The 25,194-nt window shown below is 69.3% G+C and carries 22 protein-coding genes and 1 pseudogene; 12 read left to right on the top strand and 11 right to left on the bottom strand.

Features of this window, described 5'->3' with window-relative positions; all coding sequences use genetic code 11:
• Positions 1-22 precede the first annotated feature (22 nt).
• Positions 23-892 carry a TIGR03620 family F420-dependent LLM class oxidoreductase gene (locus tag ABD106_RS05585; RefSeq protein WP_343918225.1) on the bottom strand — a complete coding sequence of 290 codons (870 nt, stop codon included), beginning with the start codon at positions 890-892 and terminating at the stop codon, positions 23-25.
• Positions 893-1,083: 191 nt separating this feature from the next.
• On the opposite strand from ABD106_RS05585, the gene ABD106_RS05590 reads away from it, so the two are divergent.
• Positions 1,084-1,911, top strand: a complete 828-nt coding sequence (locus tag ABD106_RS05590; protein WP_343918227.1) for an aldo/keto reductase — start codon at positions 1,084-1,086, stop codon at positions 1,909-1,911.
• Between the two features lie 14 nt (positions 1,912-1,925).
• The gene (locus tag ABD106_RS05595; RefSeq protein ID WP_343918229.1) at positions 1,926-2,903 is read left to right on the top strand and encodes a TetR/AcrR family transcriptional regulator; all 978 of its coding nucleotides are present in this window, start codon (positions 1,926-1,928) and stop codon (positions 2,901-2,903) included.
• A 252-nt stretch (positions 2,904-3,155) separates the two neighbouring features.
• Here the strand turns inward: ABD106_RS05595 and ABD106_RS05600 are convergent, their stop codons facing one another.
• Entirely contained in the window at positions 3,156-4,088 is a 933-nt protein-coding gene (locus tag ABD106_RS05600) for a nucleoside hydrolase (RefSeq protein ID WP_343918231.1), read from the bottom strand.
• 158 nt (positions 4,089-4,246) lie between these two features.
• Here ABD106_RS05600 and ABD106_RS05605 point away from each other — a divergent pair, with 158 nt between their 5' ends.
• Entirely contained in the window at positions 4,247-5,230 is a 984-nt protein-coding gene (locus tag ABD106_RS05605; RefSeq protein WP_343918233.1) for a DUF4349 domain-containing protein, read from the top strand.
• A 50-nt stretch (positions 5,231-5,280) separates the two neighbouring features.
• Here ABD106_RS05605 and ABD106_RS05610 read toward each other — a convergent pair whose 3' ends face one another.
• Together ABD106_RS05610 and ABD106_RS05615 are read right to left on the bottom strand one after the other, a co-directional pair.
• Positions 5,281-5,625: a type II toxin-antitoxin system PemK/MazF family toxin gene (locus tag ABD106_RS05610; protein WP_343918235.1), complete on the bottom strand. Its 345-nt coding sequence runs from the start codon at positions 5,623-5,625 to the stop codon at positions 5,281-5,283.
• Positions 5,622-5,867: a CopG family transcriptional regulator gene (locus tag ABD106_RS05615; protein WP_343918237.1), complete on the bottom strand. Its 246-nt coding sequence runs from the start codon at positions 5,865-5,867 to the stop codon at positions 5,622-5,624. The genes ABD106_RS05610 and ABD106_RS05615 overlap by 4 nt, the downstream gene beginning before the upstream one ends.
• A gap of 424 nt (positions 5,868-6,291) precedes the next feature.
• Here ABD106_RS05615 and ABD106_RS05620 point away from each other — a divergent pair, with 424 nt between their 5' ends.
• The 6 genes from ABD106_RS05620 (at position 6,292) to ABD106_RS05645 (ending at position 14,461) form a co-directional block, all read left to right on the top strand.
• Positions 6,292-7,599, top strand: a complete 1,308-nt coding sequence (locus ABD106_RS05620) for a trypsin-like serine protease (RefSeq protein ID WP_343918239.1) — start codon at positions 6,292-6,294, stop codon at positions 7,597-7,599.
• Positions 7,600-7,724: 125 nt separating this feature from the next.
• Positions 7,725-9,077, top strand: a complete 1,353-nt coding sequence (locus ABD106_RS05625; protein WP_343918241.1) for a maltokinase N-terminal cap-like domain-containing protein — start codon at positions 7,725-7,727, stop codon at positions 9,075-9,077.
• Between the two features lie 471 nt (positions 9,078-9,548).
• Complete coding sequence (locus ABD106_RS05630; protein WP_343918243.1) at positions 9,549-10,871, top strand: O-antigen ligase family protein; 1,323 nt, start codon at positions 9,549-9,551, stop codon at positions 10,869-10,871.
• A complete protein-coding gene (locus ABD106_RS05635) occupies positions 10,868-12,037 on the top strand; it encodes a glycosyltransferase family 4 protein (RefSeq protein ID WP_343918245.1) in 1,170 nt (389 codons plus the stop codon). The genes ABD106_RS05630 and ABD106_RS05635 overlap by 4 nt, the downstream gene beginning before the upstream one ends.
• Positions 12,038-12,246: 209 nt before the next feature.
• Positions 12,247-13,146: an NAD-dependent epimerase/dehydratase family protein gene (locus ABD106_RS05640; RefSeq protein ID WP_343918247.1), complete on the top strand. Its 900-nt coding sequence runs from the start codon at positions 12,247-12,249 to the stop codon at positions 13,144-13,146.
• A gap of 13 nt (positions 13,147-13,159) precedes the next feature.
• Complete coding sequence (locus ABD106_RS05645; RefSeq protein ID WP_343918249.1) at positions 13,160-14,461, top strand: glycosyltransferase; 1,302 nt, start codon at positions 13,160-13,162, stop codon at positions 14,459-14,461.
• 63 nt (positions 14,462-14,524) lie between these two features.
• Here ABD106_RS05645 and ABD106_RS14540 read toward each other — a convergent pair.
• Positions 14,525-15,385: pseudogene (locus ABD106_RS14540) on the bottom strand (glycosyltransferase family 4 protein); the annotation flags it as partial.
• Between the two features lie 29 nt (positions 15,386-15,414).
• On the opposite strand from ABD106_RS14540, the gene ABD106_RS05650 reads away from it, so the two are divergent.
• Complete coding sequence (locus tag ABD106_RS05650; RefSeq protein WP_343918251.1) at positions 15,415-16,539, top strand: glycosyltransferase; 1,125 nt, start codon at positions 15,415-15,417, stop codon at positions 16,537-16,539.
• Positions 16,540-16,638: 99 nt separating this feature from the next.
• Positions 16,639-17,895: an MATE family efflux transporter gene (locus ABD106_RS05655; RefSeq protein ID WP_343918253.1), complete on the top strand. Its 1,257-nt coding sequence runs from the start codon at positions 16,639-16,641 to the stop codon at positions 17,893-17,895.
• 64 nt (positions 17,896-17,959) lie between these two features.
• On the opposite strand, the gene ABD106_RS05660 is transcribed toward ABD106_RS05655, so the two are convergent.
• Positions 17,960-19,450 (bottom strand): tyrosine-protein kinase domain-containing protein, encoded by a 1,491-nt coding sequence (locus tag ABD106_RS05660; protein WP_343918255.1) that lies wholly within the window; start codon positions 19,448-19,450, stop codon positions 17,960-17,962.
• 156 nt (positions 19,451-19,606) lie between these two features.
• Between ABD106_RS05660 and ABD106_RS05665 the strand changes: the two genes are divergently transcribed.
• The gene (locus ABD106_RS05665; RefSeq protein WP_343918257.1) at positions 19,607-20,188 is read left to right on the top strand and encodes an SGNH/GDSL hydrolase family protein; all 582 of its coding nucleotides are present in this window, start codon (positions 19,607-19,609) and stop codon (positions 20,186-20,188) included.
• 192 nt (positions 20,189-20,380) lie between these two features.
• On the opposite strand, the gene ABD106_RS05670 is transcribed toward ABD106_RS05665, so the two are convergent.
• The 5 genes from ABD106_RS05670 to gmd form a co-directional block, all read right to left on the bottom strand.
• Positions 20,381-20,722, bottom strand: coding sequence for a histone-like nucleoid-structuring protein Lsr2 (locus ABD106_RS05670; protein WP_343918259.1), 342 nt, complete (start codon positions 20,720-20,722; stop codon positions 20,381-20,383).
• A 96-nt stretch (positions 20,723-20,818) separates the two neighbouring features.
• A complete protein-coding gene (locus ABD106_RS05675; RefSeq protein ID WP_343918261.1) occupies positions 20,819-21,985 on the bottom strand; it encodes a nucleotide sugar dehydrogenase in 1,167 nt (388 codons plus the stop codon).
• 101 nt (positions 21,986-22,086) lie between these two features.
• Positions 22,087-22,974, bottom strand: coding sequence for a UTP--glucose-1-phosphate uridylyltransferase GalU (gene galU, locus ABD106_RS05680; RefSeq protein WP_343918263.1), 888 nt, complete (start codon positions 22,972-22,974; stop codon positions 22,087-22,089).
• 170 nt (positions 22,975-23,144) lie between these two features.
• Positions 23,145-24,125, bottom strand: a complete 981-nt coding sequence (locus tag ABD106_RS05685; RefSeq protein ID WP_343918265.1) for a GDP-L-fucose synthase family protein — start codon at positions 24,123-24,125, stop codon at positions 23,145-23,147.
• Positions 24,122-25,150: a GDP-mannose 4,6-dehydratase gene (gmd, locus tag ABD106_RS05690; protein WP_343918267.1), complete on the bottom strand. Its 1,029-nt coding sequence runs from the start codon at positions 25,148-25,150 to the stop codon at positions 24,122-24,124. The genes ABD106_RS05685 and gmd overlap by 4 nt, the downstream gene beginning before the upstream one ends.
• Positions 25,151-25,194: the final 44 nt, after the last annotated feature.

Consider the following 25,194-nt stretch of genomic DNA (forward strand, 5'->3'; position numbering starts at 1 on the left):
CGACCACAGACGACGTTGGGGACTACAGCGCGAGCTCGACGGCGAGCGCCTCGAGCGCGGGCAGCGGGTCGTCGCGCTGCGGCAACATCTGCACGCACACGTGGTCGGCGCCGGCGTCGAGCTGCGCCTGCACGGCCGCGGCCAGCTCCGCCGGCGTGCCGTGCGGCGCGAGGGCGTCGACCGCGGCATCGGTCGCGCCGTCGTCGAGCTCGGCGGCGGTGAAGCCGTGCGCCTCGAGCGTGCGGCGGTAGTTCGACAGCGCGAGGTAGCGGTCGAGGAAGCCGCGTGCCGCAGCCCGCGCCGCCGCCGGATCGGTCTCGGGCACGAGCCGCTGCTCGAGCGCGATGAGCGCATCCGGCCCGACGGTCTCGCGCGCGAAGCGGGTGTGCTGGGGCGTCGTCATGTACGGATGCGTCCCGGCGGCCCGCGCGGCGGAGAGCGCGAGGGTGCGCGGCCCGAGCGCCGAGATGACGCGCCGCTCGGCCGGCACGCACTCCGCGTCGAGCACGTCGAGGTACTCGACGAGCGCCGAGTAGGGCTTCTGGTACCGGTCGCCGAGCGCCTCGCGGTGCCCGATGCCGACGCCGAGCAGGAAGCGGCCGGGGTGCGTCTGCTCGAGGCGGTGGAACGATGCCGCGACCTCGCCGGCCGGTGCCGTCCAGATGTTCACGATGCCGGTCGCGATCGTGACGTGCTCGGTCGCCTCGAGCAGCGCCTCCGCGATCCGCAGGTCGGCCGGCGGGGAGCCGCCGATCCAGATGGCGCCGTAGCCGAGGCGATCCACCTCGGCTGCGAGCTCGGGGGTGAGCAGCGCGCCGCCGCGCCAGACGCCGATGCGGCCGAGCGGCGGCGTGACGGTGGTGAGAGAGCGGCCTGCGGCTGGGGCGGTCATCGAGGTTCCCATCGTCACGTGGTCGAGTGGCCAGCCCACCGTATCGACGGCCGTCGATGCTCGACGTCGCCTGCGGTCGTTCGACCCTGCATGCGCGTTGAACGACCACAGGCGACGTTGAGAAGCGAGCGAGCGGCTTTCTCCCCCGCGCGAGGGATGAGCCCGGCGAGGTGGGCCTGCGACACTGGAGCGTGCCCTCCACCCTGCCCCTGCTCGACGGACGCACGCTCCCCGCGCTCGGGTTCGGCCTCTACAAGGTGCCGGCCGACGAGACGCCCGCCGTCGTCGCCGCCGCCCTCGAGGCCGGGTACACGCTCGTCGACGGCGCCGAGTTCTACGGCAACGAGCGCGAGGTCGGCGAGGCGGTCCGCCGCGCGGTCGACGCGGGCCTCGACCGCTCGAGCCTCACGGTGACGAGCAAGTTCTGGGGCGAGGAGAGTCAGTCGGCGGATGCGGTGCGCGCGTCGTTCGCGGCAAGCGAGGCCGCGCTCGGCTCCCCCATCGACGTCTACATGATCCACTGGCCGCGACCGGCGCGCGGGCAGTTCGTCGACGTGTGGCGCGAGCTCGTCGCGCTCCAGGGCGAGGGACGCATCCGCTCGATCGGCGTCTCGAACTTCACCGAGCAGCACATCCGCCGGCTCATCGACGAGACCGGGGTGGTGCCGGTCGTCAACCAGGTCGAGTCGCACCCGTGGCTGCCGCAGCACGAGCTGCGCGCGTTCCACGCCGAGCACGGCATCGTCACGCAGGCGTGGAGCCCGCTCGGCCGCTCGCGCGTGCTGCACGACCCGACGATCGGCCGGATCGCCGCCGCGCACGGCGTGAGCCCCGCGCAGGCGATCATCCGCTGGCACCTGCAGCTCGGTGGTGCGTGCATCCCGAAGTCGACGCATCCGCACCGTTTGCGCGAGAACCTCGATGTCGAGGGCTTCAGGCTGAGCGACGACGACATGGCCGCGATCGCGGCGCTCGAGACCGGCGAGCGCACCGGCACCCACCCCGACGACCGCCAGTGAGCGACGAGGCACTTGTGACGAACCCGACCGACCATCCCGAGCACGTCCCCGACCTGCCGCATGCGCACGCGGTGACGTGGGGCGTCGCCGAGCTGCCGCACCGCGGGCCCAAGCGCGAGCTCACCACCGAGCGGATCGTCGAGGCGGCGATCGAGATCGCCGACGCGGAGGGGCTCGAGGCCGTCAGCATGGGCAAGGTCGCGTCGGCCGTGGGCGTCGCACCGATGTCGCTCTACCGCTACGTCACCGGCAAGGACGGGCTGCTGCTGCTCATGTACGACACGGCAAGCGAGGTGACGGTGCCCGGCGCCGGCAGCACGTGGCGGGAGCGACTGCGCGAATGGGCCGTGTTCGTGCGGGCGACGTACGACAAGCACCCGTGGCTCGCCGACCTGCCGCCGAGCTCGACGCCCACGACGCCGAACCGGCTCGCGATGATCGAGGCGGGGCTCGCGGCGCTCGAGGGCGTGCCGGCGCCCGACCGGATGAAGCTGCCGACGCTGCGGCTGCTGCTCGGCTACATCGCGCTCTACTCGAAGGCGTCGAGCGACGCGGAGGTCGACGACGAGGTGCGGCGGGCGCTGCCGGAGCTCGTCACCGACGAGCGGTTCCCGCTGCTCGCGCCGGCCGTGCGCGCGGGCGTCTTCGACACCGACAACGCCGACGACGAGCGCGGCTTCGGCTTCGGCCTCTCGCGGCTGTTCGACGGCATCGAGCGCTGGCTCGAGCGCAACGAGCTCGACGAGCCGCTCGAGCGCATGCCGAGCTCGATCCTCGACGACAAGCAGGTGCGCGACGCCGCGAAGCTCGTCGACGAAGCGCGCGGCAAGCTGCGCGCGGCCGAGGCGAAGGCGGCGGATGCGGTGGCACAGGCCGTCGACCGGTTGCGCGCCGTCGAGGCGAAGGCCGAGGCGGTCGCCGAGCGCGACGCCGCGAAGGCGGCGCTGAAGGCCGCGAAGGCCGAGGCGAAGGCAGCGAAGCGCGGCGACTGACCGCTCCCGCCGGTCGAGCCGCTCCGCGCGCGCCCACTCGCCGGTCGAGCCGCTCGGCGCGCCCTCGCCGGTCGAGCCGCTCCGCGCGCGCCCACTCGCCGGTCGAGCCGCTCCGCGCGCGCCCACTCGCCGGTCGAGCCGCTCCGCGCGCGCCCACTCGCCGGTCGAGCCGCTCCGCGCGCGCAGCGCGCTGAGCGAGTCGAGACCACCCTCGCGTGGCTCAGCTCGAACTCAGCACACCACCCCCGCCCCTCACCCGAGCCGCCCGACCGCCTCAGCCACCCCATCCCAGAACCGCTCCACGTCAAGACCGGTCGCGACCCACGCGTTCGGCTCGCGCCCCAGCACGCCGGCGAGGTCGACGCTCGTCGCGCCGACCGTCTCAGCGCCCGCGAGCTCCACGTCGAGCCGCGTGTGCGTCAGCTCGAAGCAGCCCGGGTCGGCGAGCACCGCGACCGCGACCGGGTCGTGCAGCGGCCCGTCGGCGAGCCCGAACACCTCATCGTTCGTGCGGCAGAAGAACTCGAGCAACTCGTCGCCGAACGCGGCCGTGCGGTTCCCTGCGACCGCCAGCCGCTCTCGCACCGCGGGCGTCACGAGCGCCTGGTGCGTCACGTTGAGGCCGACCATCGTGAAGCGGATGCCGCTGCCCACGACGAGCGCGAGCGCCTCCGGATCGACCCATGCGTTGAACTCCGCGTACGGGGTCCAGTTGCCGCGCTCGGTCGACCCGCCCATCCACACGATCTCGCGGATGCGGCCGACGAGCTCGGGCCGGTCGCGCAGCGCGATCGCGACGTTCGTGATGGGGCCGGTGGCGATGATCGCGACGGGCTCGGGCGAGCCGAGCACCGTGTCGGCGATGAGCTCGGTCGCCGAGCGGGCATCGAGCGGCTCGGCCGGCTCCGGCAGCTCCGGCCCGCCGAGGCCGTTCTCGCCGTGGATCGACTCGGCCGTCTCGAGCTCGCGCTCCATGGGCCCGCTCGCACCCGCCGCGACCGGCACGCCCCGCACGCCCGCGACGGTGAGGGCGACGCGCGCATTGCGGCTCGTGTGCTCGAGTGCGACGTTGCCGCCGACCGTCGTCACCGCGAGCAGCTCGAGCGACGGGTGTCCCGCCGCGAGCCACAGGGCGAAGACGTCGTCGTGACCGGGGTCGCAGTCGATGATCACGGGAATCGGCATGGTCACGCATCCTCTGGGTGGAGTGGCTCGGAACCTCCGATCGTAGAGCTCGCCGACCGAGCCGCTGCCTGCCCGCAGCGCGCCAGTCGGCCGCCTGACGCCCGAGTCCCCGCAAAGGTTGGGCTGTGCTTTCGCGGCCTCGAGGCGACCCTGGAAGCATGACCCGCAGACACCTCTCGATGGCCGGCATCGTCATCGCCGGCACCGTCCTCCTGACCGGTTGCGGTGCGATGGGCGCCTCGCAGGCACCCGGCCCCGGCATCGGCATGCCCGCACCCGCGAACGAGAGCGGCGGCCTCCCCGACTGGGCCGGCGAGCCGGAGTCGGCCCCGCAGCCCGGCAACGAGGAGTCGGCGGGCGGCGACATGGGCGCGAGCGGCGACGACGTGCCTGCCGAGGCCGCCGACGAGGATCGCGCGGTCATCATCTCGGGCAACCTCAGCATGCGCGTCGGCGACCCGATCCAGATGGCGGATGCGGTGACCGACGCCGCGCAGTCGCGCGGCGGTTCGATCGACCGTCGGGCCGAGGGCGCGTCGACCGACTTCCAGCCGGCGTGGGCGATGCTCACCGTGCGCGTGCCGGCCGCGCAGGTGCAGGACCTCCTGACCGCGCTGCGCGCGCTCGGCGACGTGACTGAGGTCGACCTCGGCGAGGAGGTCGTGACGAACCAGGTGCGCGATCTCGAGGTGCGGGTGAACGCGAGCCGCGCATCCGTCGACCGGCTCACCCAGCTGCTCTCGACCGCCGCCGACACCGACACCCTGCTCGAGGTGGAGGCGCAGCTGACGCAGCGCACCTCCGAGCTCGAGCAGCTGCTCTCGCAGCAGCGCACGCTCACCGACCAGGTGGCGATGTCTACGATCGAGGTGCGGATCAGCTCGACGACCGTCGAGGGTCCGACCGGCACGCCGAGCTTCTGGGATGGGCTCGTCGCGGGCTGGGGCGCGTTCCTCGCCTGGGGCGCCGCCGCGCTGTTCGCGCTGGGGCAGGCGCTGCCGACGCTCGCCGTGCTGGCGCTGCTGGCGCTGGTCGTTTGGGTGATCGTGCGACGCATCCTGAAGCGAATGCCACAGCGCACCACGCCTCCGGTTGCTGGCGCGACGATCGTCAACCCGACCACGTCGACGGTCTCGGACTGAGGCCGCATCGCCGGACTGCACTGAAGCGGCCACGGAGCCCGGCCGCGCCCTCAGATCCCTAAGACCAGCCGAACGCCATCGGCGATCTTGGAGACCACGTATCTCGGAGCCTTGCCGACCGGATAGGGCTCGACGAACTCGCGGCTGACCGGACCGATCTGCGACACCACTGCGACAGAGTCCCGGTCGAGTCCCGACGCGTCGACCGGCACGAGCACGTTGCCGGGGAACGCCTCGAGCGCGGGGTTCGAGGTCAGCGGCACCACCAGCACGGTGGCGATGTCTGTGGCGAGCAGCCAATCCGCTTGGAGCACGACGGCGGGACGGCGCTTCGCTGGCTCAGATCCGCGAGGTGACCCGAAATCGACCCAGACGACGTCGCCGTGAGAGATCACCAGTCCGTACCGTCGCGCACGGTGCGCTCCGACTCCTGCAGGAATGGGCTGTCCGCGGACGGCTGTCCGACGCGCGCGATCACCGCGTTGGCCAGCGCCGTCAGCTCGGATCCGCCTTCCAGCTCTTCGGCGAGGCGAGTGCCAGCGAGCCGATAGAACTCTGATCGATTCATCCCATGTCGCGCTGCGACCCGTTCGAAGCGCTCGAAGTCGCCGTTCGGAATGGAGATGGCCGTCTTCATGACGAACAGTATAACAGGTTATACCAGATAGGCACCGGATGACCTTCGCTGTGACTGCTGACGACGCGCTCGAGGCCGCGGACGCGCGGGGCATCTCGTCTCGGTGCGCGCCTTCGGTGCTACGCGACGAGCGCGTGCGCGCGGGGCGACTCGACGAGCGCGCGCGGGGCGACTCGACGAGCGCGCGCGGGGCGACTCGACGAACGCGGGGCGCGCGAGCGTCGTCTCGATGAGCGGCACCTTCGGCGCTGCTCCTCGACGAGCGTGCGGGCGACGCCCTCGTCGCCGCTATCGACGAGCAAGCGACCGACCGAGCATCACTGCGCGCTCCGCAAATTACCCTCACGTTGAGGTTGAACCTGCTATAGCATCGGCGAAGGTCTTGCTCCCCAGCCAGCCAGCTAGCCAGTCACGAGGTTCCCGCTTGCGCCGCCCGCTCATCCTTGCCGTCATCACCCTTGCTCTCGGCACCGCCTTCATCGCCGCACCGCCCGCGACCCCGGCGGTCTCTGCCGACGACATCCCGGCCATCCAGGAGTCGCACTACGCCGTGATCGACCAGATCGCGAGCTGGGATGCGCGCACCCCGCACTCGCGCATCGGCACGATCGAGGGCGACCCGGTCGCCGGCACGATCGAGATCGGCTGGGCCGGCGACGTGCCGAGCGAGGTTCGCGCGATGGCCCGCGACGCGCACAGCCGCGGCATCTCGGTCTCGTTCGTCGAGCAGGAGTCGAGCGGCGCCGAGCTGCTCGAGATCGCCTACGACATGGCCGCGGCCATGCCCGTCGACGGCGCCTTCGCGATCGGCATCGGCCAGGACGAGCTCTCGATCGAGGTGCCCACCGAGGCCGCGGCGCAGGCCGCCGGCTCCGCGCCGATCCCGCTCGAGGGCGACGTGCTCGACGTCATCGGCGACGCCGAGGATGCGGCGGCCCAGCTCGGCGCGACCGTCTCGGTCGCGCAGACCGACACCGCGCCCATCAACGCAGCCGCGACACCCCTCATTGCCGGCGCCGCGATCGACCCGGCGGCCCTCGCGCCGATCAGCACCGCCCGCACGAACGACGTGAGCGTGCTCTCCGGCGGGATGCGCGTGCAGACGCAGTTCCGCAACGGCGCGTTCGTCTCGTGCACCTCGGGCTTCACGGGCTTCCACGGCCACCAGCCGGTCATCGTCACCGCCGCCCACTGCAGCGACTACGCCGACGACCGCGCCGTGCGCAACCAGGCGGGCGCGAGCATCGGCCGCAGCGACCTCGTCGCCGAGCTCAACGACGGCGCGCTGCCGTTCGACCTCGCCGTGATCGCCGCCCCGTACGACACCCGCACGCTCCCCCGCATCTACACGGGCGACACCTCCACCGTGAACATCACGAGCACGCAGATCACCTGGCCGCCCGCCGGCTACCAGCTCTGCTCGTCGGGCCAGGTGACCGGCTGGAAGTGCGACATCACCGCCGGCACCGCCTACGTCACCTGCTACGGCACGCCCCGCGGCTCCGAGTGCATGCACGTGCAGCGCGTGATGGCGAGCGGCCCAAGCGCGTTCTGCCTCGGCGACTCGGGCGGCCCGATCGTGAGCCGCCCCACGGCGGCTGGCGCCCGCGCGGTCGGCGTGGTCTCCGGCATCCGCGGCACGGGCAGCAACTGCGCGCAGGAGGGCCTCATGGCCCCCATCTCGCAGCTCGGCACCGTCGTCTACGGCCTGCAGCTCCACACGCTGCCGTAGTCCGGCGCCTCTCCGCCGGCCGAGCCGGTCCGCGCGCGCAGCGCGCTGACCGTGTCGAGACCACACCCGCCCCTCACCACCCCGCTCGTAGCCCGCACCCAGAGCCACCCGGCATGATGGCCACCATGAGCGACCCCACCCCGACCGACGCTCCCGCACCGACCGACGCTCCCGGCCTGGCCGACGCATCCGTCATCGACGCCATCACGGCCTGGATGCCCACCACCCGCTGGTACCCGCTGAAGGGTCAGCAGGTCGACGTGCGCCTCGAGTCGAGCTACGACCTGGGTGACGCCGCCATCCTGCTGCTGCGCGCCGGCGACACGCTGCTCCAGGTGCCCGTCGCGTGGCGCGATGAGCCGGGCGGCTCCCCCATCGCGCAGCTCGGCGGCCGCTGGCTCGTCGACGCGACGAACGACGCGGATGCCGTGCAGTCGCTCATCGACGTCGCCACCGGCAGGCACGCGGTCAACGGGCTCGACGGCGACGCGACCGCCGATCCGGGGCCGGCGGGAGCGATCAAGGTGATCACCGGCGAGCAGTCGAACACCTCGATCATCGGCGGCGACGGCAGCTGGATCGCCAAGGTCTTCCGCGTCGTCGCGCCCGGCGACAACCCCGACGTCGTCGTCACCGGCGCCCTGACGCGCGCCGGGTGCGACCGCATCCCGCACCTGCTCGCATCGGTGCGCGCCGGCTGGCCCGCGGGCGACGCATTCGTCACCGGCGACCTGCTCGCGGTCTCGGAGTTCGTCTCGGGCGGCGAGGATGCGTGGGAGCTGTTCCGCCAGCACGCGCTCGCGACGCTGCGCGGCGAGGCCGTCGGCGAGGCGCCCGACGCGCGCGCGCTCGGCGAGGCGGTCGCGATCGTGCACCGCGACCTCGCGGAGGCGATGGGCACCGTGCAGGCCGACGAGGCCGACACGCTCCGCTTCATCACGGGCCTCGAGCAGCGCATGGCGTGGGCGCGGCAGGAGGCGGCGAGCGTGCTCGGCGACCTGCAGGACGAGCTGCAGGCCGCGGCCGACCGGCTGCGCGACGTGCGGCAGCTCGGCGAGCTGCAGCAGGTCCACGGCGACCTGCACCTCGGCCAGGTGCTGCGCGGCGCGGACGGGCGCTGGCTGCTGCTCGACTTCGAGGGCGAGCCGCTGCGGCCGATGCACGAGCGCATGGTGCGCGAGCCGCGGCTGCGCGACGTCGTCGGCATGCTGCGCTCGTTCGACTACGCGGCAGGGTCTGCGCTGCAGGAGATGCCGGGCGTCGACGGCGCTGCGGCGGGCGACTGGGTCGTGCAGCGGCGCACGGAGTTCCTGGCGGGCTACGCGGATGCGGCCGGTCCGGTCGACGAGACCGACCCCGTCTTCGTCGCGCTGCTGCTCGACAAGGCGCTCTACGAGGTGGTCTACGAGCTCCGCAACCGGCCGACCTGGGTGTCGGTGCCGCTGGAGGCGGTGCGGGCGCTGCTGGCGGCGGGGTAGTCCCCGCCCGGTGACCGCGCAGCGCGCCACCGCTGAGTGGCGCCCCCCGCGGGTGAGTGGCGCCTCCCGCGGGTGAGTGGCGCCTCCCGCGGGTGAGTGGCGGCATCCATAGGTGAGTCCCGCCTCCCGTGACGAGGACCGCCCGCGTGTATGCCGCCACGCCTGCGGCCGTGGACTCCGGGCGTCCCACACCGACGCGGACACCACCCGGATGCGGGAAGCGCCACTCAGATGCGGGAAGCGCCACTCAGATGCCGCAGGCGCCACTCAGATGCCGCAGGCGCCACTCAGGTACCGCGAGCGCCACTCAGATGCCGCGAGCGCCACTCAGATGCGGGACGCGCCACTCAGATGCGGGAAGCGCCACTCAGCGGGTTGGGGCGGAGGGTGGTGGTGCTTGACGAACGCTAGGGACGGGCGGGGCGGGCGGGCGCTACGGTGCACGTAGCAACGTCGCAGAGGAGGGCCGCCATGCAGGGCACGCGGCACGGCGACGTGGCCACCCTCCCTCGCGAGCGCCGCTGGGCGCCCGCAGCGCCTGCCGAGAAGCCCACGACCAAGCGCCGCGCCCAGCACCGCCTGCTCACCGTCACGGTGCTCGCCCTGCCGTTCTCGTACATCCCGCTCGAGCTCGTGCCGACGCGCGTGAGCGTCACCCTCGTGGTCTTCGCGCTCGTCGTCGCCACCGGCATCCGCTACGGCGTGCTGCGCCAGCGGCCCGGTGCGCTCGAGGCGGTCACGCTCCTCTTCTCGGCCTACATCTTCGTCAGGCTCACCGCGCTCGCCGCGCTGCAGTCGGGCGCCGGCGCCATCGACGTCGGTGAAGCCCTCAGCGCCACGCTCGCGCCCATCGGCGGCGTCATCCTCTACCGCGTCGCGCGCCGCGACGACACGAAGGATGCGTGCCTGCGCGCCCTTCGATGGATGCTCGTCATGCTCGCCGTCATCGCCGGCTACCAGGCGGTCGTCGGCCTCGACTGGCTGCAGAGCCGCGGCTACACCGACGGCTTCTACTACTTCACCTTCGACGGCGACTACCGCGCCTTCGGCACCTTCCTCTCCCCCACCGTCTTCGGCGCGTTCCTCGCGGTCGTGGGGGCGGCGCTCGTCTGCATGGCGCCCACCATCCGCGGCGCCCTCATCTGGCTCGGCGTCGCCATCGTGCCGCTCGCCCTCACCGAGACGCGCGCGGCGTGGATCGCCTTCGGGGTGGCCCTGCTCGCCGGCTGGCTGCTGCGCAGCCGCGCCCGGCCCGCCTACCTGACCCTCGGCGTCGCCGCGGCCGTCTGGGGCATCGCCTTCATCGCGTGGCTCGCGCCGCAGGCCGTCGGCACCATGGTGGCGAGGCTCGCGACGGTCACCGACTCTGGCTTCTCCTCCAACCTGGCTCGCGTGCACCTGTGGGAGGGCGCGCTCGACGTCACCCTCTCGCAGTCACCGATCATCGGCCTGCCCGCCGATGAGTTCGTGCGCCGCGTGGGCATGCTCGCGGGCAAGTACGCCGAGTTCGGCCACGCGCACAGCAACTTCCTGCAAATCCTCTTCCTCTACGGCACGATCGGGCTCGTGCTGTTCGTGGCGATCCTGCTGATCTCCTTCGGCGGCTCGCTCCGCATGATCGCGGCCGGCCAGAACCTGCCGTGGGCCTACGGCGGCATCGCCGCGATCGTCGCGTTCGCGATCGACTCGGCCTTCGAGACGAGCTGGACGAGCTTCTCCATGAACGCTCTGCTGTATCTGCTGATCGGTCTCGGCCACGCACGCGCCGGCACCGAAAAGCTATCGATAGCGTGACGGTGGGCCTCCGCTCGCGCGCCCTGCGCGTCCTGCTCGTGACGCCCGACTACCCGCCTGCACACGGCGGCATCCAGAGCCTGCTGCACCAGATCGCGGCGGCCATGCCGCACGCGAGCGTGCGGGTGCTGACGCCGGATGCGCCCGGCGGCGCCGCGTTCGACGCCGCGGCCCGGGTGCATGGCGAGCACGTGCACGTCGAGCGGGTGCCCGTGCCCGGCCGCGCCTCGTTCACCCGGGTGCTCGCGTTCAACCTGCGCGGGCTGCTGCACCTGCGCGGCTGGACGCCCGACGTCGTGCTCGGCGGCCACGTCTCGACGAGCCCGCTCGCCGTCGCGGCCGCCCGTGCCTACCGCGTGCCGCTCGTGCTCTACGCCTACGGCAAGGAGGTGCAGGGGCGACCGCGGCTGGCTGCCTGGGCACTCCGGCGCAGCGCGGCCGCGGTCGCGGTCAGCGAGTACACGCGCGACCAACTGCTCGCGACCGTGCGCGGCGGCGCGCATCCGCCCGTGCACGTCGTGCACCCCGGCGTCGCGATCCCCGCAGACCCGAGCCCTGGCGAGCGCGCGAGCGGCGCCCCCTTCACGCTCATCACCCTCGGTCGGCTGCGCGATTGGTACAAGGGCCACGACATCGTGCTCGAGGCGCTCCCCGGCGTGCTGGCGCGAATCCCCGACACCCGGTGGGTTGTGCTGGGCGAGGGCCGCCGCCGCGAGGCGCTCGAGGCGCGCGCGGCCGAGCTCGGCATCCAGCACGCCGTGCGCTTCCTGGGCTCGGTCACCGACGCCGAGAAGGAAGCGTGGCTGCAGCAGGCGGATGCGTTCGTCATGCCCGCGCGGTACCCACGCGGCGAGGTGGCCGGCGAGGGATTCGCGATCGTCTACCTCGAGGCCGCGGCGTGGGGCGTGCCGTCGATAGCCGGCAACGTCGGCGGCCCGCGGGAAGCGGTGGTCGACGGCGTCACCGGGCTGCTCGTCGACCCGGAGTCGGTCGAGCAGGTCGTCGACGCGATCATCGAGCTCGGCACGAAGCCCGGCGTCGCGCGCGAGCTGGGAAGACAGGCGCGAGCCCGCGCCGAGGCGGCGTTCACGTGGCCGCGGGTCGCGGCGCAGCTCGAGGCGATCCTGCGGACCGCCTGCGACGACGCACTGAACCGTCGAGTGTGACCGAGGAACCGGCTCACGGTTCGCTCAGGACACTGTTATGGAACTGCTTCGCGGCGGGGCTCAGAGGTACGCTCCGGGCAATCCACTAACGGATTCTCGCGGTCAATGGCGACCAGATCGATTGGCAAGCAAATGTGCGCTCTCGTGTCATGCATCACCGGTTTCGCAAGAACCTCGCACGCAGCCTCGCTCCGGACAGAGGTGGAGCGATGACAATGCGTTTGGCCATCACCGGAGTCGACGGGTTCGTCGGTCGACACGTCGCAACGATCGCGGCTGAGCGGGGCCATCACGTCGTGGGTATCGCACACTGCGCCGGCGCGGACGTGCCGGGCGTCGACGAGATGATCGTCGCTGATCTCACGGCGGGATGGCCGCAAATACGTAGCGTGGACGCCGTCGTGCATCTCGCGGGTCTCGCCGCCGTTGGGCCCTCCTTCGACGAGCCCAGGCGGTACCTCGCCGAAAACGCTGAGATGATGCTGAACCTCGGGGAGGCGCTGCTGCGCTCCGCGAACCCCGTCACCCGCGTGGTGGCCGCGAGCACCGGTGCGATCTACGCTCGCTCAGATTGCCCCATCACCGAGACGGCACCGCTGTCCTTTGCGTCGCCATACGCCGTCAGCAAAGGCACCGTCGACAATCTGCTGTCGTACTACCGAGCCAGGGGGCTCGACGCGGTAGCAGTCCGACCCTTCAACCACATCGGACCCGGGCAGTGCCCAGGCTTCATCGTGCCAGACCTCAGAAATCAACTCGACGCTCTCGGCACCGGCGAGCCGCTGAGCGCAGGCAACTTGGACGCGGAACGGGACTACACAGACGTCCGCGACGTGGCGAAGGCATACGTACTCCTGGCCGAGGCGCCGCGGCTCGCGCACGGCGTGTACAACGTCGCCTCAGGGCACGCGCGAAGCGGACACGAGGTACTCGCCGAGCTGTGTCGAGCTATGAACCGAAGCGTCCCCGCGCTCACACGAGGAAGCCGTCGTCCCCTGGACCTGCCAAGAGTGGTCGGCGACGCCACCCGTCTGCGAGACGAGCTCGGCTGGGCTCCGCAGATTGAGTTCGCAGCCTCGATCGCGGCCGCGGTCGGGGTGCGCGCCTGACTTTGCCGCACCCATGAACCGCGTTGCGCACATCGACCACACAGTCGAACCCGGAGGGGGCGAGATTGCGCTCCGACGCCTGCTCCAGGCAGGGTCCGCCTGGGACGCGACGTTGTTCGTCCCACCTTCCCGACACGGGCTCGGCGAGTACGCGATGCTCGCCGGCGGCACCGTCCGGGTCGTGGGCGTCACACAAAGCCCGGGAGCACGCACAGCGTCGCCGACCGCACTGCTCTCGACGGCGCTCAACGTCGTTCTCCAGGCCGGCGCACTGCGCTCGTCACGAGAGTTCCGCCGCAATCGCATCGTCCACACCAACTCGAGTCGGGCAGCAATCATCGGGCTTCTGGCGACCCTGGGCTCCCGCCGCCGGCTCGTGGTGCATCTGCGTGATGCTGTCGACGAGGCGACCCTCGGGTCCGTTGGCGTCCGAGCCATGCGCACCGCGCTGCGACGCGCGGACGGCGTCATTGCCAATTCCGCCTACACGCTCAGCTCTGCTGACCAATGGATTGGCGTCGGCGCGCAAGTCGCAATCATTGAGTCATCAATCGGACACGACAGGAGCCGTGCGCCCGCGGCGCTACGCGACTGCGTGCAAAAAGTCGGCATTCTGGCACGGATGGCGCCTTGGAAAGGCCAAGCGCAAGTGATTCGCGCATTCGCCGCAGCGTTCCCCGAGCCTGGCGTGCGACTGCAGGTCGCCGGCTCAACTGCCTTCGGCGAAGAGGCGTACGCCCGCCACCTAATGGAGCTGGTCGAAGAACTGGGTGTAGCAGACCGTGTCGACTTCCTCGGGCACGTGCACGACATCTGGCCCCTCATCGATGACTGGGACGTCTGCGTGCATGCGTCCACCCGTCCCGAGCCGTTGGGACAGAACGTGCTGCAATACCTCGCGGCGGCCCGACCCACGATTGCGACGCGTGCAGGCGGGCCGCTCGATCGGGTCGCCGATGGCGATACAGGGCTGCTCGTTGAGATGGGCGACGTACGCGCTATGACACAAGCGATGCGTCGACTCAGTGACGAAACTGGACTGCGCTTGCGTCTGCACCGCAACCTATTGGTTCAACGGCCCGTGCGGTCTGACCCAGAACTCGCGAGTGAGTACGCGGACTACTTCGCCAAGATCGCCCAGTCAGAGGTGCGGGGCTCTTCGACGCGTACGATCCCGTTCGAGCGCCCGCTCATAGAAAGCCACCAAACGAACCGGCGACCCCAGGCGGAGGACTTCGTCAACAAGGTCCCGAGACGCGTGCTGCTCGGCCGCATCCAGCACGGGTCCAGCCTCGATACGGCGGCGGAGGGCTGACGTGAACGCCTCGCCATGCGCCAGTTCAAGCGGAACGCGCTGGGAAGCCAGCGACGCGACATACTCGGATCCCGGATTCGGGTATGCGACGACCGGTAGACCATGATCGAGCCCTTCCAGCACCGGTATGCCGAAGCCCTCGTAGGCGGAGGGCGACGCCAACACCCAGGCGCGAGACAGGACGTCAGCGACCTGCTCATCGGAGAGACCGGAGCGATGGTCCACCCAGGCCTCCCAGCAGTGGGAATCGCTCGATGGGCCGACCACGACAAGCGCGACTTCGCTCCGCGTCTTGCGGATCTCGCTGACTGCGGACTGCGCGATGTATCCCTGCTTGCGGCCACCGAAACTACCGATGAATACAACGGACGGGGTGACGTCGGCTCGCCGGGGCAAGGAGCTGACGCCGAGGTACGGGGGAACGATCGTTTCGCATCGCAGCAGCTCGAGGGATTCGGGCCCGACCGCGAGTTTCACCATCGCGCGAGACGCCGATATCCGTTCAAGCAGTGCGAGAACGTAGTGGTTCAGCCTTCGCAACCCCCGCGAGCTTCTTGCTTCGTTAAGGGAGGAACCGTGAAAAGTCCGTACCAGTGGCACACTTCTGGGCAGGAGCACGTCGTCCCCGTGCGCGTGGATGACATCGGGCGCGAGGCGCCGCGCGGCCCGAGACGCCCGCCAAGCCGAGCCATAGTAACGACCGAAGCGCCCCCTAGGCGCGGGCAACCGCACGAAGGACACGCCGTCCATTGGTACCGCGTCCTCGAAGCAGACGACGGTGAGATCCACCACATCTCGCATCCGCTCAGCGAGCCGCTGCAGGTACCGCCCTACCCCGCCAGCGTGGTGACCTGCGCGTGGCCACTCGAGCGCGATCCAAGTCACTCGCACCGCATTCTCCGTCCACTCGCCGCGGGCACCCACCAAACCGTCAATAGCCTACGGTTCCACCGATGACGCGCCGGCCGCTGGTCATCGCGCACGACTACCTAACCCAACGCGGCGGCGCGGAGAAGGTGGTGTTGGCCCTCACGCGTGGTTTCCCTGGAGTGCCGATTCAAACCACATTGTATGAACCCGACGATACCTATTCGGACTTCCGAGAAGTAGAGGTCCGGTCCACGGGTCTCAACGGAAGTCAGTGGCTCCGTCGTCATCACCGCTACGCCCTACCGTTTCTCGCTGCGTCGGTCTCACGAACCACGATCGACGCGGATGTCACGCTCGTGAGCTCAAGCGCATGGGCCCATGGCTTCAGAACCACCGGCCGGAAGGTCGTGTACTGCCACTCGCCAGCACGCTGGCTCTACCAGCAGGATGTGTATCTCGGTCAGCACGCCCCGTGGACAACGCGCGCGCTGCTCGGCCTGCTCGGCCCATGGCTCCGCAGGTGGGACCGCCGCCAGGCGCTCACCGCCGACGCTTATATCGCAGTCTCGAGGGTCGTCCAGCAGCACATCCGGGACGCATACGGCATCGAGTCGCAGGTTATTCACCCGCCACACTCCTTCAACACCTTGGGAACGCAACACAAGCCATCTGAGGCGCCAGACTCGCTGGTAGACAGCGGCTTCGATCTCTGCGTGTCGCGGTTGCTTCCGTACAAGAACGTCGGTGCAATCACGGGCGCGTTCAGCCGTCTCAACCATCGATTGGTCGTCGTCGGGACAGGACCCGAAGCCGCCCACCTCCGAGCGGCCGCACCCAGCAACGTCACGTTTCTGCAGCAGCTGTCAGATGCGGAGATGCGCTGGCTCTATTCGCACTGCACTGCGATCATCGCGGCCAGTTACGAGGACTTCGGTCTGACCCCAATTGAGGCAGCCGCGTTTGGCAAGCCCGCTGTGGCGCTGCGGTGGGGCGGGTTCCTCGACACCATCGTCGAGGGCGTGACGGGTGTCTACTTCGACCAGCCCGAGCCGGTCGCGATCGCAACCGCTGTAGCGGAAGCTCACCAGCGGTCCTGGGACAACGACGCAATCCGCGCTCATGCCCTGTCATTTTCCGAGGAGACCTTCTTCAGCAAACTCGATGACGTCCTTGCACGCGAAGCCGGCTTCCAGCGCCGACGTGTTTGATCCGAAGGCCCCGGAGGCGGCTGGGCGCACGCTGGCGCGGGTCCGGCTCTGCCAGAACGGGTGCAGCGGGCACACCGGACTCCCACGAGGCAATCGGAGATGACCCCGCGGACGACGAAGCTGAGCGGAGCTCGGAAGGCACTCGAGCGGAGCCGTCCGGTGCTCGCGCTCGCGGGCGTCACCTACGCCGGGCTCGCCCTCAGCGTGATCTCCGCGCCGATGCTCGCGAGCGCGCTCGGCGCGAGCGGGCGCGGGCAGCTCGCCGCCGCGTTCGCGGTCATCCAGGTGCTCGGATTCGTCGCGTTCATCGGCCTCCCCCGCGGCGTGGCCGTGCAGGACCACCGCGAGGCATCCGCATCCCGTGGCGCCGTCGTGCTCGTCGGCGCGATCGGGCTGCTCTCGGCCTCCGCGTGCTTCGTGCTCGCCGAGCAACTCGCTGGCGGTGAGCCGTGGGTGGCGCACGCCATCCGCATCTCGAGCGTCGTGCTCGCGGTGGCCGGCGTCTACCAGATCGGCGTCGAGCGGCTGCTCCTCGCGTCGCGGCTCAAGGTCTACAACCTCAGCCGCATCTGCAACGTCGTGCTGCCCTCCCTCGGCTACATCGTCGCGTTCCTCGCCGGCGCGCTCACGCTCGAGCTGGCCTTCGCGATCTCGCTCACCGGGCAGCTGCTCGCCTCGCTCGTCGGGGTCGTCAGCTCGTTCGGCCTCATCCGGCGCAGCAGCGCCAAGCCGCCGCCGTGGCGGTTCAGCACCTCGATGTGGTCGTCGACAGTCGTGGACGGCGTCGCCTGGCGCATGGATCAGGTGCTGCTCGCCATGCTCGCGACCTCGGCGACGCTCGGCGTCTACGCCGTCGCCTCCACGATCGCGGCCGCCTCGGGCGGGCTCACGCAAGCGCTCAACGCCGTGCTCTACGGCCGGTTCGCCGCGACCGCGGACGACGGCCCGACGGCGATGCGACGCAACCGGGTCATCTCGCTCGGCTCATCCGTGCTCGCCTCGACGGCGATGATCGTCGCAATCGCCATCTGGCAGGAGGCGCTGCTCGGGCCCACCTTCGACGGCCTGCTGGCGCCGCTCATCCTGCTGTGCATCGCGCAGGCGCTCAACGACCAGTGGCAGCTGCAGGTCTACCGGCAGGCGGCCGCGCAGACGTCCACGGGCCTGACTCTGCCGTCGTGGCTCGGCCTCGCGTCGTTCGGGGTCGCGGCGGCCGCCTTCGCCGCGGCCGGCACCCTCGACGCGGCGACGATGGCGCTCGCGGTGCTGTCGGGAGCGGTGGTGCGCATCTGCCTGCGGCTCGCCGCGCACGCGCGAGCGAGCCGATCCGCTCGCCCAGCCGCGCACGCTCGCTGACGCGGGCCGTCGGTTCAGCCGATCCGCTCGCCTGTCCGAGCACGCCGCTGACGCTGGCCGTCGGTCAGCGCCGAGCCGCCCCGCGCTTCGCGCTGCGAGGCCGCGCGTCGACCTTCTTCACCGGCGGCCGCGGCGGCACCTTCTCCGCCTTCGCAGCCTTCGCCGCCGGCTGCTTCTTCTTCTCCTCCGCGTGCGCGGGCGAGGTGTGCGGGCCGCCGTAGCCGTACTCGGCGTACCGGTAGGCCTCCGACGAGTCAAGCCGCGCCATGGTCATGATGAGCCCGCCGAGCGAGACGTCGGCGGTCTCGAGCATCTCGAGCGAGCGCTTCAGCTGCGGGGCGTTGACGCGGTCGGCCGCCGCGACGACGAGCACATCCGCTCCCTGCTGCGCGAGCACGACGGCGTCGGTGACGGGCAGCAGCGGCGGCGCGTCGAGCAGCACCCAGTCGAACTCGCTGCGCAGCTCCTCGAGCATCGAGTGCATCGCGCGAGAGCCGAGCAGCTCGCTCGGATTGGGCGGCACGGGGCCGGCCGGGAGCACGAACAGGCCCGACGAGCCCCAGTCCTGCACGGCGTCGTTGAGCGTCGCCTTGCCGATCAGCACATCGGTCAGGCCGACCGCGCCCTCGAGCCCCATGTACTCGGCGAGCTTCGGCTTGCGCAGGTCGGCGTCGACGAGCAGCACCGACTGCCCGGAGCCCGCGATGGCGAGCGCGAGGTTCGCCGCGGTGGTCGTCTTGCCCTCGCCGGGGATCGACGAGGTGATGACGAAGATGCGGCTCGTGCCGTCGACCTCGACGAAGTTCAGGTTGGTGCGGAGCGTGCGGAACATCTCCGACTGCGGGCTGAGCGGCTCGGCGTGCACCACGAGCGGCCGCGAGGTCGCTTTCGGGTCGAAGTGCACCGAGGCGAGCAGCGGCGCCGAGGTCACGGCCTTGACGTCGCGGTCGGTGCGGATGCGGGTGTCGAGCAGGTCGCGCGCGACGACGAATGCGAGTGCCGCGACGAGCATGAGGAGCCCGCCGAGCACCGCCTGCAGCATCGGCCGGGGGCTCTCGGGCTCGACGGGCACCGATGCGCTGACGATCGTCGCGAGGCGGATGGGGCTCGACGTGCCGTCCGACTCGAGCTCGGCGACGGAGTCGGCGAGGTTCGCCGCGGTGGCGTTCGCGAGGTCGGCCGCGACCTGCGGCTGGTCGCTCGTGGCCGAGATCTCGAGGATGGCGGTGTCGGCCACCGGCACGGCCTGGATCTGCTCGATGAGGTCCCGCGACGGCACGTTGAGGTTCAGCTGCTCGACGACGCGATCGAGCACTTCTTCGCTGCTCGCGAGCCGCGCGTAGGTATTGACGCGCGAGAGCGTGAACGCATTGCCCTGTACGAGCTCGGAGCTGGTATCTGCTGCCTGCGTCGAGATGAACACTTCCGTGGATGCGCGGTACGACGGTGTCTGCACGAACGAGAGTCCCAGTCCGGCCACGGCACCGAAGATTGTGGCGACGATCACGATGACCCAGTGCTTGCGCAGCAGTCGGGCGTACTCAAGAACGTCCACGCTGCTCCCTCCGGCGCCCGCCATCGGGCCATTGCCGAAAGTATGCGCCCTGAACTCCCGCCCAAGCCCTCCCTTGCGGAAAAATTGCGGAGAGGAGTTAACTCGATCCGGCGGTCGAGCCGCAGCCGGCGAAGCCGGCCGCGAGTCGAGACCACCATGACCAGACGAAGAGCCCCGATAGCGACCGCGATCGTCGCAACTCTCCTCGCCGTCGTCACCGCCTGCGCCCAGGCGCCCACACCGACCCCCAGCACGCCGACCCACCCCACCGCCGTCTTCATCGGCGACTCCTACACGGTCGGCACAGGCACCTCCCTCGCGGGCACCGACTTCCCCGCCATCCTCGGCGACCTCCGCGACTGGAACGTGCAGAACCTCGCCATCGCCGGCACCGGCTACTCCACCGGCCAGCCCGACGGCCTCTGCCCCGCGTCCGGCTGCAACTCCTACGTCGGCGTCCTGCCCGCAGCGGTCGCGGCCGACCCCGACATCGTCGTCGTCTCCGGCGGCCGCAACGACCTCAACCGCCTGCACCTCGAGCGACCGGTGACCGTCTTCTACACCGAGCTCCGCCGCCAGCGGCCCGAAGCCCGGCTGGTGGTCACGTCCCCGCTTTGGGACGACTCCCCACTCCGGATGCGCTCATCACCTTGCGCGAGCAGGTCGAGCGCGAGGCAAACCGAGTGGGCGCCGAGTACCTCGACCTGGGCGACATGTTCGAGAACCGCCCCGACCTGATCGCCTCGGACGACCTCCACCCGAACGAGGAGGGCCTAGCGCTCATCGCCCAGCGAATCGACGAGCTCCTGCCCTGACCGCACCGACGCTGGTTGAGCCGCTCCGCGAGCGCAGCGAGCCGAGCGTGTCGAACCCACCCGCCGAAACCACAAACGCCGCCCCCAAGGGGACGGCGTTCGCAGAGTTCCTGAATCAGCGGTTCTTGTACCGCTCCACGATGTCCGCCGAGATGCGCCCGCGCGACGCGACCTTCAGCCCCTGCGACTCCGCCCACTCGCGAATAGCGGCCGTCTCGTTGTCGCCACCACCGCTTCCGCGCCCGGTCGATCCGCCGGTCTTCCGACGCCCGGACACCCGGCGCGACGCGCGCACGAAGCGCTCGAGCGAGTTCGAGAACTCTTCGATGTTGGAGTTGGTGAGATCGATCTCGTACTCGGCGCCGTCGAAGGCGAACCGAATCGTACGACCCTCACCGTCTTCGATCGACTGACCTGAAAGGTCATCGACCAGCTGGACCATTGTCTTCTTTGCCATATTGAGACGATATACCCAACCGTGGCCGGTTTCCAATCACGCAATTGACGGCGAGCGATTGTCCCCCAATCGAAGCCCGCCATTCATGGCTAATGCTCAGTCGCGACCGTAGATGTCGCGGGTGTAGAGCTTCTCGGCGACGTCCTCGAGCTCCTCGGCACGGCGATTCGCGACGATCACGTCCGAGCGGCGCTTGAACTCCTCGAGATCGCGGATGATCTCCGATCCGAAGAAGGTGTCCTCCTCGAGAGCGGGCTCGTAGAGGACGATCTCGATGCCCTTGGCGCGCACGCGTTTCATCACGCCCTGGATTGACGACGCCCGGAAGTTGTCCGACCCCGACTTCATGATGAGTCGGTGGATCCCCACGACCTTCGGCTCACGGCGCAGGATGTCGGCCGCGACGAAGTCCTTGCGCGTGGTGTTGGCCGCGACCACAGCAGCGATCAGGTTCTGCGGCACGGCGTCATAGTTCGCGAGCAGCTGCTTCGTGTCCTTCGGGAGGCAGTAACCGCCGTATCCGAATGAAGGGTTGTTGTAGTGCGTGCCGATGCGGGGATCGAGGCCGACGCCGCCGATGATCTGCGCGGCATCGAGGCCGTGCGTCGCGGCGTAGGTGTCGAGTTCGTTGAAGTATGCGACGCGCAGCGCGAGGTACGTGTTGGCGAAGAGCTTGATCGCCTCGGCCTCGGTCGGGTCGGTGAGCAGGACCGGCACATTCTCGGCCTCAGCACCCTCCACCATGAGGTCTGCGAATCGGCGCCCCCGTTCTCCGGTGTCACCCACGACGATGCGCGAGGGATGCAGGTTGTCGTGGAGCGCTCGCCCCTCTCGGAGGAACTCCGGCGAGAAGACGATGTGAGCGCCTGGATTCAGTGTGCGCATCCGCTCCGTGAACCCGACCGGCACGGTCGACTTCACGACGATCGTCGCTTCGGGCGCGACGGCGAGCACCCCGTCGATGACCGATTCGACCGACGAGGTGTTGAAGAAGTTCTCTTCGGGGTCGTAGTCGGTGGGCGTAGCGATCACCACGAGCGAGGCGCAGCGGAAGGCTGCGGGGCCATCCGTCGTTGCAGTGAGGCTCAGCGGCTTCGTGGCCAGGTAATCCTCGAGCTCGGTGTCGATGATCGGCGAGAGCCGATTGTTCACCAGCTCGACCTTGCGCTCGTCGATGTCTACTGCAATGACGTCGTGATGCTGAGCCAGCACCACGGCATTCGAAAGCCCTACATAGCCGGTGCCGACGACGACGATCTTCACAAGTGCTCGCACTCTCTGCCGACGCGGTGCCGGCTTCTTGGAACAGGCACCGTGCGGCACCTTGTCAAACCTGGATATTGGATTCGGGCCGCCCGGAGGCGTCAGAGACCTGCCACGAACTCCTTCAACCAGTCGCGCAGCTCCGGACCGATGTCTTCGCGCTCCGTGGCGAGCAGCACATTCGCCTTCAGGTAGTCGAGGCGGTCGCCCGTGTCGTACCGACGACCGCGGAACACGACACCGTGCACGCCGCCTGCTGCGTCGTCACTGGCGAGCGCGAGCAGCGCGTCCGTGAGCTGGATCTCCCCGCCCTTGCCCGGCTCCGTTCGCTCCAGGACGTCGAAGACCTCTGGGCGCAGCACGTAGCGTCCCACGATCGCGAGGTTGGACGGTGCTGTCCCCGGCTCCGGCTTCTCCACCAGGCCAGTCACACGCACGATGTCGTCCTGGTCGGTCACCTCGACGGTTGCGATGCCGTACAGATGCGCCTGCGACTCCGGCACCTCCATGAGTGCCACGACGGTCGTCTGCAGCGCCGCCTGCACCTCGACCATCCGCTCGAGCAGGTGGTCGCGCTCATCGATGATGTCGTCGCCGAGCAGTACGGCAAAAGGCTCATCACCGACATGCGCACGCGCACGCAGCACCGCGTGACCGAGACCAAGCGGGTCACCCTGGCGCGTGTAGTGGATGTCTGCAAGGCCCGACGACCGCTTCACCTTGGCGAGCCGGTTGACGTCGCCCTTCTTGATGAGCGTCGCCTCGAGCTCGGTCGCGCGGTCGAAGTGGTTCTCCAGCGCGTTCTTGTTCCGCCCAGTGACGAAGAGCACGTCGTCGAGCCCGGCTCGAACCGCCTCCTCGACCACGTACTGGATTACCGGCTTGTCCACCACCGGGAGCATCTCCTTCGGCAGCGCCTTGGTAGCGGGAAGGAATCGCGTACCCAGCCCGGCTGCCGGGATCACGGCTTTTGTCACATGAGTCGCCATGGTGCAACGATAGCCAAGTTTCACACGGCAACCGGTTACGCTGACGTTGGTCCTCGACGCCGTAAGACGGAGATTCGCGTCGATATCACGGTCGCAGCCGCACCGCTAGCACAAACCGGAGCATCGGCTTCGCACCGAAGCAAGACGGCGGCGCAATCTGCTCGAAAGCGCTAGCCGCGCAAACTGCCCGCGTGCTTACGGTACCAGGCGACGGTTCGCTCGAGGCCCTCCTCGAGAGAGATGCTCGACGTCCATCCCGCATCCGCTAGTTTGGATACGTCAAGCAGTTTCTGCGGCGTACCGTCGGGCTTCGTGGTATCCCACAAAGTTTCGCCTTCGAAGCCCACCACGGCCGCGATAGTCTCAGCGACCTCCCTAATGGTGACGTCGTGGCCGCTACCGACGTTGACTTGCTCGGGACCGTCGTAGTGTTCTAGCAGGTGCAATACGGCGTCCGCCATGTCGTCAGCGTGCAGGAACTCGCGCCGCGGCGTGCCCGTACCCCAGTTCGTTACCGAAGCGGCGCCGATGCTCGCTGCCTCGTCGTACCGTCGAACGAGTGCCGGCAGAACATGCGACCCCTTAGGAGAGAAGTTGTCGTTCGGCCCGTAGAGGTTTGTCGGCATGGCAGAAATCCAAGGCAGGCCATACTGACGACGCACCGCCTGCGTGTGCATAATGCCGGCGATCTTCGCGATCGCGTACGCGTCGTTGGTCGGTTCAAGGTATCCCGTGAGGAGCGATTCTTCGCGGATGGGCTGCTCGGCGAACTTCGGGTAGATGCATGATGACCCAAGGAAGGCGACACGCTCGACATCATTGTTGAGCGCAGCATCCAGCACGTTGGTCTGGATGCGCACGTTGTCGCTTAAGAAATCGACTGGGTAGGTGCTGTTGGCGAGAATGCCGCCCACCTTGGCCGCCGCCAGCACGATATATTTCGGCTTCACTTCCGCCATGTACGCGAACACCGCATCACGATTCTTAAGGTCGAGCTCAGCGGAGCGCTTTCCAACGATCCGTCGGAAGCCAGCTCTCTCGAGCCGGCGCACGATGGCGGAGCCCACGAGTCCGCGGTGGCCAGCAACGTAGAAGGTCGCGTCACGATCAAGCTCGCCGGGGACGTAGGTTACGCCGTCCGACGCTGTCACGCCGTGCCCCAAGACGCGAGTTCAACGGTGTCGCGCCACTCATGACCATGCTCGAGCGCCGCGACATCGGCATCGACCATGAGCGTCGCAAGCTGCTTGCCGTCGACGGTGGGAGTCCACCCGAGCTTCTCCGCCGCCTTCGAAGGATCGCCAATGAGCGCGTCAACTTCCGTGGGCCGCAGGTAGCGCTCGTCGAACTTCACATACTCTTCCCAGTCCAGTCCGACGTGACCAAACGACGCTTCCAAGAAGTCCTTGATCGTGTAGCCGACGCCCGTAGCCAGCACGAAGTCCTCCGGCGCGTCAGCCTGCAACATTCGCCACATCCCCTCGACGTACTCAGCAGCGTACCCCCAGTCGCGCACCGACTCTAGATTCCCGAGATAAAGGTCCTGCTGCACGCCCGCCTTTATACGAGCCGCAGCTCGAGTAATCTTTCGTGTGACGAACGTCTCACCGCGCCTGGGCGACTCATGGTTGAACAAGATACCGTTCACCGCGAACAAGCCGTACGCCTCGCGGTAATTCTTGGTAATCCAATAGGCGTAGAGCTTCGCGGCCGCGTAGGGTGAGCGCGGATAGAACGGCGTGTGCTCGTTCTGCGGAGGCGGCGTCGCGCCGTAGAGCTCGGAGGACGACGCCTGGTAGAACCGCGTGTCGACGCCCGAAACTCGCACCGCCTCTAGTAAACGTATCGTGCCAGTGCCGGTCGTGTCAGCCGTATGCTCAGGCTCGTCGAATGACACGCGCACATGCGACTGCGCTGCGAGATTGTAAACCTCATCTGGGTTGATCTCAGCCATCAATGTGACCAGGCGCGCTCCGTCGCTGAGGTCGCCATAGTGCAGGAACAGTTTAGCACTGGGGTCGTGTCGATCGACGTAGAGGTGGTCGATGCGGTGAGTGTTGAAGGTCGATGCACGGCGGATGAGCCCGTGCACCTCGTATCCCTTCGCGAGCAGGAACTCTGCTAGGTAGGAGCCGTCCTGCCCGGTGATGCCCGTGATGAAAGCGCGCTTGGTCAAGAAAGTACCTTCTCGTCGTTTTTTCCATCGAGTGCATCTGGCTG

The sequence above is a fragment of the Agrococcus citreus genome, from assembly GCF_039527715.1.
Lineage (GTDB): Bacteria > Actinomycetota > Actinomycetes > Actinomycetales > Microbacteriaceae > Agrococcus > Agrococcus citreus.